Origin of the sequence: Martinezella lusitana (assembly GCF_010668395.1) — a bacterium.
Classification (GTDB): domain Bacteria; phylum Pseudomonadota; class Alphaproteobacteria; order Rhizobiales; family Rhizobiaceae; genus Rhizobium; species Rhizobium lusitanum_A.
Genome location: NZ_WUEY01000002.1, coordinates 209,828 through 222,452, shown reverse-complemented (window position 1 = coordinate 222,452; position 12,625 = coordinate 209,828). Strand labels below are relative to the sequence as shown.

The following is a 12,625-nucleotide window of genomic DNA, read 5'->3' as shown; positions in this document are numbered from 1 at the left end:
GGCCAAAACCGGTGCGCCGATTGCCATGAGGTCACTTTTCCAAACCACGCGAGCTTTTGCGGCCGCGTGCTTTGTGTGCAATCATAGCGACCCTTCACGCGATCAATTGCAAAAATCTCCCTGAATGCGAGACATCGGCGGAGCGGGCGCGACATTTGGTCTTATCCAAGTGAAAACTAGAGCCGATGGTTCCACATGATATAAGTTGTATGCAACAATATGCGATCAATGCCGGCCCCGTTGCAGTTCAGGTCCGGTTCCCCTTGCGGAGCATGAAATGAAAAACTGGCACCCTGACCTCAGCCGCTCCTCCAGCCCCCGTTACATCGCCATCGCCGATCTCATCGAGATGGATCTGCGCAGCGGCGTGCTGGCCGCGGGCGACAGGTTGCCGCCGCAACGGGCGCTTGCCAAGCGTCTCAACATCGACTTCACGACGGTGGCGCGCGGTTATGTCGAGGCACAGAAGCGCGGGCTGGTGGATTCGCATGTGGGGCGGGGGACTTTCGTTACCGGCAGACAGGAGAGGGAGCGGCGTGGGTTCTCCCTCGATACCGCTCCTGATCCGCGTCGAGCCTCCGTCATCGATTTTTCGATGAACCTGCCGCCGGAGCCGAACGATCCGGATCTCGTCGCCCGCATGCGGGAGGGCATGTCGGTCGTGGCGGCCGATCTCATTCCCTTGCTGCGCTATCAGGGGTTCGGTGGCGCGGGCATAGACAAGGAGGCGGCCGGTGCCTGGCTTAGCCGGCGCGGGCTCACCCCCTCGCAGGAGCGCATCTTCGTGACGCCCGGCGCGCATCCGGCCCTGCTGGCGATCTTTGGCCTTCTGGCCAAGCCCGGCGAAACCGTGCTGTCGGAAAACATCACCTATCCCGGCATGCGTTCGATTGCCGCTCAGCTCCGGCTCAATCTCGCGGGGCTGCCGATGGACGAGGACGGAATTCTGCCAGACGCCTTTGGGGAAAGCTGCGAACGTCTGCGGCCAAAGGCGCTTTACCTCAATCCGACACTGCAAAATCCGACGACATTGACCGTTCCGCAAAAGCGGCGCGAGGCGATTGCCGCCATTGCCCGCAAATACCGCGTGCCCATCATCGAGGACGATGCCTATGGCTTCATTCCGCTCAACGCGCCGCCACCGATGGCTGCCATTGCTCCGGACCTGACCTGGCACATCGGCGGATTGGCGAAATGCATCGGCGCAGGGCTTCGGCTCGCCTTCGTCGTGGCGCCGGACACCAAGTCGATCTGGCCTTTCGTCAGTGCGATGCGAAGCAACAATGTCATGGCGTCGCCGCTCAACATGGCGCTGGCGACACGCTGGATCGAAGACGGCACGGCCGATGGCATCCTGCGCTTCATTCGCACGGAGGCCGCCGCCCGGCAGGCGATGGTGGCCGACATTCTGCCGTCCGGAAGCTATCGCGCCGATCCCATCAGTTTCAATATCTGGCTGCCATTGGCCAACGGCTGGACCCGCGCGACTTTCGGCAGCCATATGCGCAATGCGGGTATCGGCGTCGTCGCAAGCGATGCCTTCACGGTGGAGGGCATCGTCCCTGAGGCCGTGCGCGTTTGCCTCGGTGGCCCGATCAGTCGCGAGGCGTTGAAGGGTGCGCTCGATTTCATGGCGCACGCGCTCGAAGGCCCGCCGGAAATGGCCGCCTCCTTCTTTTAGAACTTCATCGCTGTTTCACCGTTGACTGGACGGATCCGGCTTCGGCGCGGAGACGATCTCTCGTCATGCGCCGGCTCTCCTCCTGCGTCATTCTGCCAGATGGACTCGTCATTTGCATTCATTGTAACTATATTGAATGCATGCAATCAAATTATTGATCGCACATCCTTGTAATATTGATTCAGGAGTGAGCCGCCATGGATACCGAATATCCTCCGCTGAGCCCGATTCAGACCGGCCTTCGTTGCCGTTGCCCTCGTTGCGGGCAGGGTCGCCTATTCGATGGGTTCTTGACCTTGCGCAAGCAGTGCGAAGCGTGCGGCCTCGACTATTCCTTCGCGGATCCCGCCGATGGCCCGGCGTTCTTCGTTATTTGCTTTGCCTGCATTCCGAGCGTGCTTCTCGGCGTCTGGCTGGAGGTGGCCTTCTCGGCACCGATCTGGGTTCAGTTCCTGGTAACCGGACCCTTCATGCTGGCGACCTGCATTCCGCCATTGCGGCCGCTGAAGGGGTGGCTGGTGGCTAGCCAGTATTTCTACAAGGCCGAGGAAGGCAAACTCGTCCGTCTTCCGGCGACCGATACGTCGCACGCAGCGAACTAAGGTCTGTGGGGATTCATCTTGAATGGATGACGGCTGCGGCGAGATGGATGATGACACCACTATGCCGTGGGAATGGGAACGTTACGATCGAAGTTGGGTTCGCCGATGGTTTGAACAAAACATGAAGCTGCTGAAGCAGCGGTTCTGAGCTCGTGCTCCTCACGATAGATAGCGTCAAGTAATAGCCTGGAAATACTCAAAATGATGGATTGGTTCCCTATAGTCTTCATCGTGTTTAAGGTTCTCGTGTTGGGCACGGGGATGTTCTTCGCCGTCAAGTGGCATCACGATCAGGGGGAGGAGGAGAGACGCGCGGCGCTACGTATGGGCGGCAAGATAGCGGCAATCTTCGTGCTGTTGCTCCTAGGTGCGGGTGTCGTTACCTTCGTTCTCAGCAGGATGCTCGGTTTGGACTTGGGCCTCTCATGATGGCATCGCCTACGAAGAACGTGAATTCGCAGCCCGATCGGCATACGCTGACCGGGCTTTCATTTGTAGCAAACTCTTACTACCCCGCTAACATGGAAAGGTTCTCTAGGATAAAGTTACGTGCCAAGGTCCCGCCTGGCATAGATGATGGTTTCGCATCCAATTGGAAGCGCACAAAGACAACGGTTCGTCCCTGCCTTTCGCCCCATCCGACAAACCAGCCTTGCGGCCGCGATTTATCGATCTGGCCGGCGCTATTTCTGAGCCACCCGCTTCCACTTTTTCCGTGAACCATCCACCCTCTGACCCAGGGTACGCAGGAAGTGACAAGCGGGTTTGTCTATAAGCATTTGCTCCGACGCCAAGACTACCGTTGAGGAAGTCGGAGACGAACCTGCATTGCTCGTCGGCGGAGATCGCTAGAGAATTCATGAGCCAAGCGTGCGTCAGGCCATCTTCTTGCGGCGTTCCATCCACGTCTTCATTGCCGTAGCGGAATTGCTTTACATAGGCGGCAAAGCGCTCCTTCCCCAGTTTCTGGGTGACGTTCCGCCTCCTTTATCCGTAAGCCTGTCGGCAGGGACGTATCGCAGCTAAGTCGAGTGATTGGACGGCGGTGAGGTTCCGGGACTGGCGTAATGGCCAGAGCGGGCAGACTTCGCCGTTCGTGATGCCAACGGTCGTTTCATCACCAACCGAAAGTTTATAATCTCACCTGCGTCAGCATGGCTGCTGTTGTATGCAGTAGTTTTGGGGTAGCGCGCCCCACGATGGGTAGCGTCAGGTAATAGCCTGGAAATACTCAAAATGATGGATTGGTTCCCTATAGTCTTCATTACATTCAAGGTTCTCGTGCTGGGCACGGGGATGTTCTTCGCCATCAAATGGCATCACGATCAAGGGAAGAAGAAACGAAACGAGCGGACCATAGCGCCCGCCGAACGCACCCTTGACGCCTCGGATCAAGGTCTGCGGGGATTCATCTTGAATTGATGACGGCTGCGGCGAGGTGGACGATTGCTGAGAGGCTTTCGTCTGTCTTGTCGGCTCCGGGCAGAGCTCTCGGCGCTTTGCGCCGGATATCGATGCTTCGGCATCGCAGTGCCCATGCCGCACTGCACATTTGACCAAACAAGCCACCCTTCATGTCAAAAAAGTATCGGCCGAACGTACAAGGCGTAGTAGCGGAAGGCTATTGCGAGGGGTAGATTTACCACATGGAAGACGCAATGGCCTCTGGGAGGAGGCGCCGTAACCGCAACGAGGCGGACGGACGAAAGGAGGCTTGCTGATGAATCCCGATTTGGAAGTGGTCGCGATCGGCAGCGGCGAGTCTTTCAAGGCTTGGGAGCACGGCTATCCCTACCGCACGGTTCGCTGGCATTTCCATCCCGAATATGAAATCCATCATGTGGTGGCGACAACCGGTCAGTATTTCGTCGGGGATTTCATCGGCGAGTTCGAGCCGGGCAATCTGGTCCTGACGGGACCGAACCTGCCGCACAACTGGGTGAGCGATGTGCCCGTTGGCGTCACCCTGCCGCTGCGCTGCCGCGTCCTGCAGTTTTCCGAATCCTTCTTCGCCGATGCGAGCAGGGTTTTCCCTGAGCTTTCCGCTTGCGGCGGTATTCTCGAAACAAGTCGCAGAGGCGCGCTTTTCACTCCCGAGACTGCCGCCGTCGTCGGCCCGATCCTTGGCGAACTGGTCGAGGCGGCAGGCATCCGCCGCATCGAACTCTTCATGAATATTCTCGATGCCATGAGCAGCGCCCAGGGGACTCGCACGCTTGCCAGCGCCGGCTACCAGCCGGATCCATCCGGTTTCATGTCGGCAGGCGTCAACCAGGCGCTGGCCTACATCAACACGCATCTGACCGAGCCGTTCAGCGAATGCGACCTCGCTGAGTTGACCGGCCAGAGCCCGAGCGCCTTTTCGCGCAGCTTTCGGCGTCATACCGGCATGGCGCTGGTGCAATATGTCAACCGGCTGCGCATCAACTTCGCCTGCCATCTGTTGATGAGCGAGGCCGGGATGACGATCACCGACATCTGCTTTGCGGCAGGCTTCAACAATATCTCGAACTTCAATCGGCGTTTCCTGGATCAGAAGGGCATGGCGCCTTCCCGGTTCAGATCGCTATTGGCACAGCACGCACGCGCGGTGGAGGCCGCCTAACAAAAGGGAGGACAGGGAGGAGAGACGATATTCGGACCAAGCGAACGGGCACCTCTGTCGCCCGAAGGAGAACGCTTGTCCAAAAAATAGCAGCCGCCTCGGTTGGATGACCGTTGCCGGCGAGCATCGAACAAGAACATCGCGTGCAGACAGCCGTGATGGTCAAGGGAAACTATTACCATTTGGAACGGAGAAATTCCAATGACTCATGTCACACTCAAAATCGCCGGTGCAGCCGCACTTGCCGTCGGCCTTCTGGCCGGCACGTCCGCCTTCGCCCAGTCCGCCAAGGTGACCGACGCAACCGTCGCCTTCCTGATGCCCGACCAGAGCTCGACACGTTACGAAGAGCATGACTTCCCCGGCTTCCAGGCGGAAATGAAGAAGCTCTGCGCCGGCTGCAAGGTCATCTATCAGAATGCCAATGGCGATGCCTCGCGTCAGCAGCAGCAGTTCAATTCGGCGATCTCGCAGGGCGCAAAGGCCATCGTGCTCGACCCGGTCGATTCCACGGCCGCCGCCTCGCTGGTCAAGCTGGCGCAGAGCCAGGGCGTGCGCGTCATCGCTTACGACCGTCCGATCCCCTCGGCTGCCGCCGACTACTATGTCTCCTTCAATAACGAAGAGATCGGCAAGATGATCGCCAAATCGCTGGTCGATCATCTCAAGGCCAAGAACGTGAAGGCGGGCGACGGCGGCCTTCTTGAGATCAACGGTTCGCCGACCGATGCGGCCGCCGGCCTGATCAAGAAGGGCATTCATGCCGGTCTCGCCGAGGGCGGATATCCGGTGCTGGCCGAATTCGATACGCCGGAATGGGCGCCGCCGAAGGCGCAGCAATGGGCAAGCGGCCAGATCACCCGTTTCGGCAAGAAGATCCTCGGCGTCGTTGCCGCCAATGACGGCACGGGTGGCGCAGCCGTCGCCGCGTTCAAGGCGGCCGGTTTCGATCCGGTCCCGCCGGTCACCGGCAATGATGCGACGATCGCCGGCCTGCAGCTCATCATTTCCGGCGATCAGTACAACACGATTTCGAAGCCGAGCGAGATCGTTGCCGCCGCCGCCGCCAATGTCGCGATCGAACTGCTTTCCGGCGAGACGCCGAAAGCCGACACCAAGCTCTTCGACACGCCGACCAAGCTCTTCACGCCGGCACTGGTTACGTCCGAAAATCTCAAGGCCGAAATCATCGACAAGGCCGTCAACGGCAAGCCGATCCAGACGCCGGACCAGCTCTGCATCGACCGCTACGCCGATGGCTGCAAGAAGCTCGGTATCGGCAGCTGAGCTTTCCCAACCCTTCAGATCCGGCCGCTTCGGCGGCCGGAAACCAAACGCATCCCAGCATTTCAACCCGAGAAGGTAGCCAGTCATGAGTGACGCTTCCGATCCAAGAGCCCCGTCAGGCGAGCCTGTGCTCAGCCTCAAGGGGATCTCCAAACACTTCGGCGCCGTCTCGGCACTGACGGATATCAATCTTGACGTACATGCCGGCGAAGTCGTCGCACTCGTCGGCGACAACGGCGCGGGCAAATCGACGCTCGTCAAGGTTCTGGCCGGCGTCCACCAGCCGAGTTCGGGTACGATCACGTTCCGCGGCAAGCAGGTGACGCTCAGCGATCCGGCAACCGCGCTTGATCTCGGCATTGCCACGGTCTTCCAGGATCTGGCGCTTTGCGAAAATCTCGATGTCGTCGCCAACATCTTTCTCGGCCGGGAACTGAGCCCGTTGAAGCTCGATGAAACCGCGATGGAGGTCCGCGCATGGACCTTGCTCAACGAGCTTGCGGCGCGCATCCCGAGCGTGCGCATCCCGATCGCATCCCTTTCGGGCGGTCAGCGGCAGACGGTGGCGATCGCCCGTTCGCTGCTGCTCGAGCCCAAACTCATCATGCTGGACGAGCCGACCGCGGCACTCGGCGTGGCGCAGACGGCGGAAGTGCTGAACCTTATCGAGCGCGTCCGTGACAGGGGTCTCGGCGTCATCATGATCAGCCACAATATGGAGGACGTGCGCGCCGTCGCCGACCGCATCGTCGTCCTTCGCCTCGGCCGCAACAACGGGATCTTCTATCCCGACACCTCGAACCAGGAACTCGTAAGCGCGATTACCGGTGCTACGGAAAATTCGGTGTCGCGCCGCGCCGTACGGCGTCAGGCCCAGCAGGAGCAGAGAGAAGGGGGCCAGCCATGAGTGAGGACAGCAAGCAATCCACTTTGTTGCTCGATCGCGGCGATGTCCGTGTGAACCATGACGCGGGGCTTGCAGCCACCATCCGTTCGTTCATCGACAAGGTGCGCTCCGGCGATCTCGGCTCGCTGCCTGTCGTTGTCGGCCTCGTCATCATCTGGACGGTGTTCGGCACGCTCAATCCGACCTTCCTCTCCAGCAACAACCTTGCCAACCTGCTGTTCGATGCCTCGACCGTTGGCATCATTTCGCTCGGCATCGTCTGCGTGCTGATGGTCGGCGAGATCGATCTTTCCGTCGGCTCGATCAGCGGCTTCGCTTCGGCCATGGTCGGCATGCTTTGGGTGAACGAGGGCTGGCCGGTGGCTTTGGCGATCCTGGCGGCTTTGGTTGTCGGGGGCGTGATCGGTGCGGTCTATGCCGTTCTGTTCAATCGGCTGGGCATGCCGAGCTTCGTCGCCACGCTGGCGGGGCTTCTCGCCGTGCTCGGCATGCAGCTCTACCTGCTCGGCGCGACGGGTTCCATCAATCTGCCCTATGGCTCGGCGATCGTGAATTTCGGCCAGCTCCTCGTCATTCCCCGGCCGCTTGCCTATGTCTTCGCGCTCATTCCGGGTGCGGTGATGCTGGTTGCCGGTCTCGGCGCGGCGCGGCGGCGCAAGCAGGCGAACCTTTCGGCTCCCTCCATCGGCGGCCTCCTGGCCAAAGCGGCTGTCATCACCGTGGCTTTGGAGTTCGTCGCCTTCTATCTCAATCAGGATCGCGGCATTCCCTGGATGTTCGCCGTGTTCGTGGTGCTCGTCATCCTCATGGACTATGCGCTGACGCGCACGCAATGGGGCCGGTCCATGTCGGCGGTCGGCGGCAATCGCGAGGCAGCGCGCCGCGCCGGTATCAACGTGCGGCGAATCTACACCAGCGCTTTCGTGCTTTGCGCCATGTTCGCGGCCCTTGGCGGCGTGCTGGCGGCTGCGCGCCTGGCGTCGGCCAGCCAGCAGGCGGGCACCGGAGACGTCAATCTGAATGCGATCGCGGCGGCCGTCATCGGCGGCACCAGCCTCTTCGGCGGCCGCGGCAGCGCCTATTCCGCGCTGCTCGGCATCATCGTCATCCAATCGATCGCGAGCGGCCTGACCATGCTCGATCTGTCGTCGGCGCTTCGCTACATGATCACCGGCGCTGTTCTCGCCATTGCCGTCATCGTCGACTCGCTGGCTCGCCGTTCCCGTGCCTCGCATGGGCGCGGCTGATTTCTACAAGAAGGTAAGGATTGATATGAGACAGGATTTTACCGGTAAAGTCGCCGCCATCACCGGGGCTGCCTCCGGAATTGGCCTGGAATGCGCCAAATCGCTATTGAACGAGGGCGCCAGCGTCGCCCTCGTCGACAGGGCCGAGGACAGTCTGAAAAGCCTTTGCGCGGAGTTGGGTCCGAATGCCTTTCCGGTCGTCGTCGATCTCCTGAACCCCGAGAGCGTCGCCACCATGATGCCGCAGATCCTCGGCAGGTTCGGCAAGCTCGATATCTTCCATGCCAATGCCGGCGCCTATATTGGCGGCGAGGTCGCGGAGGGCGATCCCGATGCCTGGGACCGGATGCTGGATCTGAATATCAACGCCGCTTTCCGTTCGGTCCGGATGGTGCTGCCGCACATGATTGAGCGCAAGACCGGCGACATCATCATGACCAGCTCGATCGCCGGTCTTGTGCCCGTGGTCTGGGAGCCGATTTACACGGCCTCGAAGCATGCCGTTCAGGCCTTCACGCATACGGTGCGGCGTCAGGTCGCCAAGCACGGCATCCGTGTCGGCGCCGTGGCGCCGGGGCCGGTGGTGACGGCGTTGATCAGCGACTGGCCGCAGGCAAAGCTCGATGAGGCGATCGCCGCAGGCGGTCTTATGGAGCCGACGGAAGTGGCGGAGGCCGTCCTCTTCATGCTATCCAGACCGCGCAACATTGTCATTCGGGATCTGGTGATCCTGCCCTTGAGTACGGATCTCTGATGACGGCACCTTACTTCATCGGCATCGATGTCGGCACCGGGAGCGCCCGGGCCGGGGTTTTCGATGCGCATGGCCATCTTCTTGCTGCGGCCAAGCGGCCGATCACCATCTGGCACGAGGCCGGCAGCATCGTCGAGCAATCCAGCGAGCAGATATGGAAGGCGGTTTGCGACAGCGTCAGGGAAGCTGTCGAAACGGCAGGGATAGCGGCTGATCGTGTCGCCGGCATCGGCTTCGATGCGACATGCTCGCTGGTCGCGGTCAAGGCGGATGGCGCGCCCGTGGCTGTGGGACCATCGGGTAATGCCGATCGCAACATCATCGTCTGGATGGATCATCGCGCCGCCGGTGAGGCGGCGGAGATCAATGCCGGACATCATGCCGTGCTGCGCTATGTCGGCGGTCGCATTTCGCCCGAGATGGAGACGCCGAAGCTCCTGTGGTTGAAGCGGAACCTGCCGCAGTCTTTCGCCGCAACGGATCATTTCTTCGATCTGGCCGATTACCTCACTTGGCGCGCGACGGGCTCGTTGCAGAGATCGGTCTGCACGGTGACGTGCAAATGGACCTATCTCGCCCATGAGAAGCGGTGGGACGCGCAATATTTCAAGGATATCGGCCTCGGTGAACTGGCGGACGAGGGCTTCGCGCGGATCGGCACCGAGATCGTCGAGCCGGGCACGGCGCTCGGCGAAGGCCTGAACGAAGCCGCCGCCCGCGATTTCGGCCTTGCGGCCGGTACGCCGGTCGGTGCTTCGCTGATCGATGCCCATGCCGGCGGCGTCGGCACGTTGGGCGGGCAGGGGCCGGATGGCGAAGCGGATGTCAGGAACAGGCTCGCCTATATCTTCGGCACATCGGCGTGCTCGATGGCGTCGAGCGGCGAGGCCGTGTTCGTCGAAGGGGTCTGGGGGCCGTATTATTCGGCCATGGTGCCCGGCCTCTGGCTGACGGAAGGTGGACAGTCCGCGGCCGGTGCGGCGATCGATCATCTCGTCACCATGCATCCGGCAACAGAGGAGGCGCGCGCCAAGGCCGAAGCCAACGGCCTTTCGCTGGTCGCCTGGCTCGACCGCCAGGCCATGAAGGCATGCAGGAGCGCTTCCGACGTCGTGAAACTCGTGAACTCCATCCAGGTCGTTCCCGAATTCCTCGGCAACCGGTCTCCTTATGCCGATCCCGACGCTCGCGCGGTGATTTCCGGTCTTGGCCTCGAAACCGGTATCGACGATCTGGTCGCTCTTTACGTCGCCGGCCTTTGCGGCATCGGTTACGGCCTCCGGCAGCTGCTTGAAAAATTGGCACAGGATGGCATCGCCTGCGATCTCATCATTGCCAGCGGCGGTGCTGCCCAGAGCGGACTGGTGCGCCAACTCCTGGCGGATACGACCGGCAGGCCGGTCGCCGTTTCGGATACCGAAGAGCCTGTGCTTCTCGGTGCAGCCATGCTTGGGGCCACGGCCGGCGGACATTGCGGCTCTCTGGTCGAGGCCATGGCAGCCATGTCGCGGCTGGCCAAAAGGTTCGAGCCGGCGGAGGGCGTCACGAACGCACTGCACGGAAGGCGCTATGAAGCCTTCGAACTGCTGCAAGCGGCCGACCGCAGCATTCGCGCGTTGATGGCGTCTTAACCGCCATCAGCGAAAGAACCCGTTAGCGGCACTCTTTTGCGGTTTGTTTGTAAAACGAGCTATCGGCCTCTACTCTTGCCCTGTTTTGGAGCTAAGTTGCCGGCATGCCCCCAAGCCGGGGCCATCGAGAGGAGAGCATAATGGATGTCATCAGAAACGGGACACAACCCTCCGGCAAAGGGCCCTCCGATTGGTTCAGCGGCGCTGTGCGGATAGATCCGGTGTTTGCCGCCAACGAGGCGCGTCGAGCCGCCGCCGCAACCGTTACCTTCGAGCCGGGCGCAAGGACTGCATGGCACACCCATCCGCGCGGCCAGACCCTGATCGTCACCGCCGGCCTGGGCCTGGTTCAGCGCGAGGGTGGTCGGGTCGAGGAGATTCGCCCCGGGGATGTCGTCTGGTTCGAGCCGGGAGAGAAGCACTGGCATGGCGCGTCCCCAACGACTGCCATGACCCATATCGCCATCCACGAACATGTCGACGGCAAGGTGGTGGACTGGATGGAACATGTCACCGACGAGCAATATCTGGCGAGATGAACGCCGGAGCCTTCGACCCCGTTTCCGCTGAACCGGTCGTTCTATCAGGAGGGACCGGCCTATTGCCGCGGCTTCGCCACAAGTCGGCCGCAAGACGCCGGTATCAGCGAAACTCTCCTGTCGTTTTACGGCGCAGGACCAGAGAGTGAATTGCGCCGGCGGGGTGACGGACCTCGTATCGGCACCGACTTGAATTGGGGGACATATCATGATCCGGCTCGTGATTGGCGCGGCACTCGCGCTTGCAGCGCTTACCTGGTCCAATGCGCAATGCATGCAGATGCCGACTGGCTTTTCCCTGCCGTCGAAAAGCGTGTTTGCCGCCGACTAATCCCTTTATTTCCAGCAGTATCTCCATGTCGCCATCGCGGCGCAATTGGCCGTAGGCGGAGAAGACTCGCTGAGCGCGCCGCGCTATCTTCGGCCAGCATCCACGATTCGAGGATATCCGATGACGTCAGCCGAGCGTCCCATGCCGAGCGAGGCAGGCATCCTGCAGTTCATGGAGATCTGCGATTCCTTCTATCCGCCGGATGCGGTAACGGCCTCGATCACCCAGCAGCGCGCATGGTACGACGCTTTGTGCGCCCGGTTCGACCGCCTCTTGCCGGAGGGCTTGCAGACCAGGGACGAGTTCGCGGCTGGAACGATTCCGGTCCGACGCTACAAGCCCGCCAATCTCCGCACGGCAACGAACCTCCTCTATCTCCACGGCGGCGGTTTCGTCGTCGGCTCGCTCGATAGCCATCATGCCATCTGCGCCGAGATTGCCGATCATGCCGGTGCGGAACTGATCTCGGTCGACTATCGGCTGGCGCCGGAATATCGCTGGCCGGCGCAGACGGACGACTGCTTCATCGTCCTCAAGCAGTTGCTTGCCGAAAAAAAGTCGGTCGTGCTGATCGGCGACAGCGCCGGCGGCAATCTGGCGGCTGGGCTGGCGGTGCGGGCGAAAGCCGAGGGGCTGTCCGGCGTCGTCGGCCAGATTTTGATCTATCCCGCGCTGGGCGGCGATCTCGTTTCCGGTTCCTACGAGGAAATGGCCGAGGCGCCGGGCCTGACGACGGCGGATGTCAGCTACTATCGCACCATCCTGCAGGCTCCATCGGGCGATCCGGTCTCGGAGCCGCTTGCCCAACCTTCCGTGGCCGGTCTTCCGCCGGCCTTCATTACGGTGGCGCATTACGACCCGCTGCGTGATGACGGCCGCAACTATGCGGCGCGTCTTGCGCAGGCGGGTGTCGAAGTCTGGTTCCGCGAAGAGCCGCAGATGGTGCATGCCTGGCTGCGCGCAAGGCATATGAGCGAAGGCGCGCGCGCCGGCTTTGTCGCCATATGCGCGGCGGCAAGCCGGTTTGCCGGTTCGCGCTGA

At 61.4% G+C, this 12,625-nt stretch carries 14 protein-coding genes and 1 pseudogene; 13 read left to right on the top strand and 2 right to left on the bottom strand.

The window, feature by feature from the left end; translation table 11 throughout:
• The first annotated feature begins 277 nt into the window (after positions 1-277).
• From GR212_RS04990 to GR212_RS04980, 3 genes are all read left to right on the top strand, one after another.
• The gene (locus GR212_RS04990; protein WP_163985354.1) at positions 278-1,681 is read left to right on the top strand and encodes a PLP-dependent aminotransferase family protein; all 1,404 of its coding nucleotides are present in this window, start codon (positions 278-280) and stop codon (positions 1,679-1,681) included.
• Between the two features lie 197 nt (positions 1,682-1,878).
• Positions 1,879-2,283 carry a DUF983 domain-containing protein gene (locus GR212_RS04985; protein WP_163985353.1) on the top strand — a complete coding sequence of 135 codons (405 nt, stop codon included), beginning with the start codon at positions 1,879-1,881 and terminating at the stop codon, positions 2,281-2,283.
• 201 nt (positions 2,284-2,484) lie between these two features.
• On the top strand, positions 2,485-2,712 hold the full coding sequence (locus tag GR212_RS04980; RefSeq protein ID WP_348643441.1) for a hypothetical protein: 228 nt from the start codon (positions 2,485-2,487) through the stop codon (positions 2,710-2,712).
• Positions 2,713-2,791: 79 nt separating this feature from the next.
• Here GR212_RS04980 and GR212_RS37690 read toward each other — a convergent pair whose 3' ends face one another.
• Together GR212_RS37690 and GR212_RS37685 are read right to left on the bottom strand one after the other, a co-directional pair.
• The gene (locus tag GR212_RS37690) at positions 2,792-3,007 is read right to left on the bottom strand and encodes a hypothetical protein (RefSeq protein ID WP_432444351.1); all 216 of its coding nucleotides are present in this window, start codon (positions 3,005-3,007) and stop codon (positions 2,792-2,794) included.
• A gap of 86 nt (positions 3,008-3,093) precedes the next feature.
• Positions 3,094-3,249, bottom strand: a pseudogene (locus GR212_RS37685) (penicillin-binding transpeptidase domain-containing protein); the annotation flags it as partial.
• A gap of 270 nt (positions 3,250-3,519) precedes the next feature.
• Here GR212_RS37685 and GR212_RS04970 point away from each other — a divergent pair.
• The 10 genes from GR212_RS04970 (at position 3,520) to GR212_RS04930 (ending at position 12,625) form a co-directional block, all read left to right on the top strand.
• Entirely contained in the window at positions 3,520-3,705 is a 186-nt protein-coding gene (locus GR212_RS04970) for a hypothetical protein (RefSeq protein ID WP_204326271.1), read from the top strand.
• 298 nt (positions 3,706-4,003) lie between these two features.
• Positions 4,004-4,888, top strand: a complete 885-nt coding sequence (locus GR212_RS04965) for an AraC family transcriptional regulator (protein WP_163985352.1) — start codon at positions 4,004-4,006, stop codon at positions 4,886-4,888.
• Positions 4,889-5,089: 201 nt separating this feature from the next.
• Positions 5,090-6,175 carry an ABC transporter substrate-binding protein gene (locus GR212_RS04960; RefSeq protein ID WP_163985351.1) on the top strand — a complete coding sequence of 362 codons (1,086 nt, stop codon included), beginning with the start codon at positions 5,090-5,092 and terminating at the stop codon, positions 6,173-6,175.
• 85 nt (positions 6,176-6,260) lie between these two features.
• On the top strand, positions 6,261-7,082 hold the full coding sequence (locus tag GR212_RS04955) for an ATP-binding cassette domain-containing protein (RefSeq protein ID WP_163985350.1): 822 nt from the start codon (positions 6,261-6,263) through the stop codon (positions 7,080-7,082).
• A complete protein-coding gene (locus tag GR212_RS04950) occupies positions 7,079-8,329 on the top strand; it encodes a sugar ABC transporter permease (RefSeq protein WP_163985349.1) in 1,251 nt (416 codons plus the stop codon). The genes GR212_RS04955 and GR212_RS04950 overlap by 4 nt, the downstream gene beginning before the upstream one ends.
• A gap of 25 nt (positions 8,330-8,354) precedes the next feature.
• Positions 8,355-9,083, top strand: coding sequence for an SDR family oxidoreductase (locus tag GR212_RS04945; protein WP_163985348.1), 729 nt, complete (start codon positions 8,355-8,357; stop codon positions 9,081-9,083).
• Positions 9,083-10,714, top strand: a complete 1,632-nt coding sequence (locus GR212_RS04940; protein WP_163985347.1) for an FGGY-family carbohydrate kinase — start codon at positions 9,083-9,085, stop codon at positions 10,712-10,714. The genes GR212_RS04945 and GR212_RS04940 overlap by 1 nt, the downstream gene beginning before the upstream one ends.
• Before the next feature lie 140 nt (positions 10,715-10,854).
• Positions 10,855-11,253, top strand: a complete 399-nt coding sequence (locus GR212_RS04935; protein ID WP_163985346.1) for a (R)-mandelonitrile lyase — start codon at positions 10,855-10,857, stop codon at positions 11,251-11,253.
• A gap of 208 nt (positions 11,254-11,461) precedes the next feature.
• Positions 11,462-11,584: a hypothetical protein gene (locus tag GR212_RS37495; protein ID WP_281411018.1), complete on the top strand. Its 123-nt coding sequence runs from the start codon at positions 11,462-11,464 to the stop codon at positions 11,582-11,584.
• Between the two features lie 120 nt (positions 11,585-11,704).
• Entirely contained in the window at positions 11,705-12,625 is a 921-nt protein-coding gene (locus tag GR212_RS04930) for an alpha/beta hydrolase (protein ID WP_163985345.1), read from the top strand.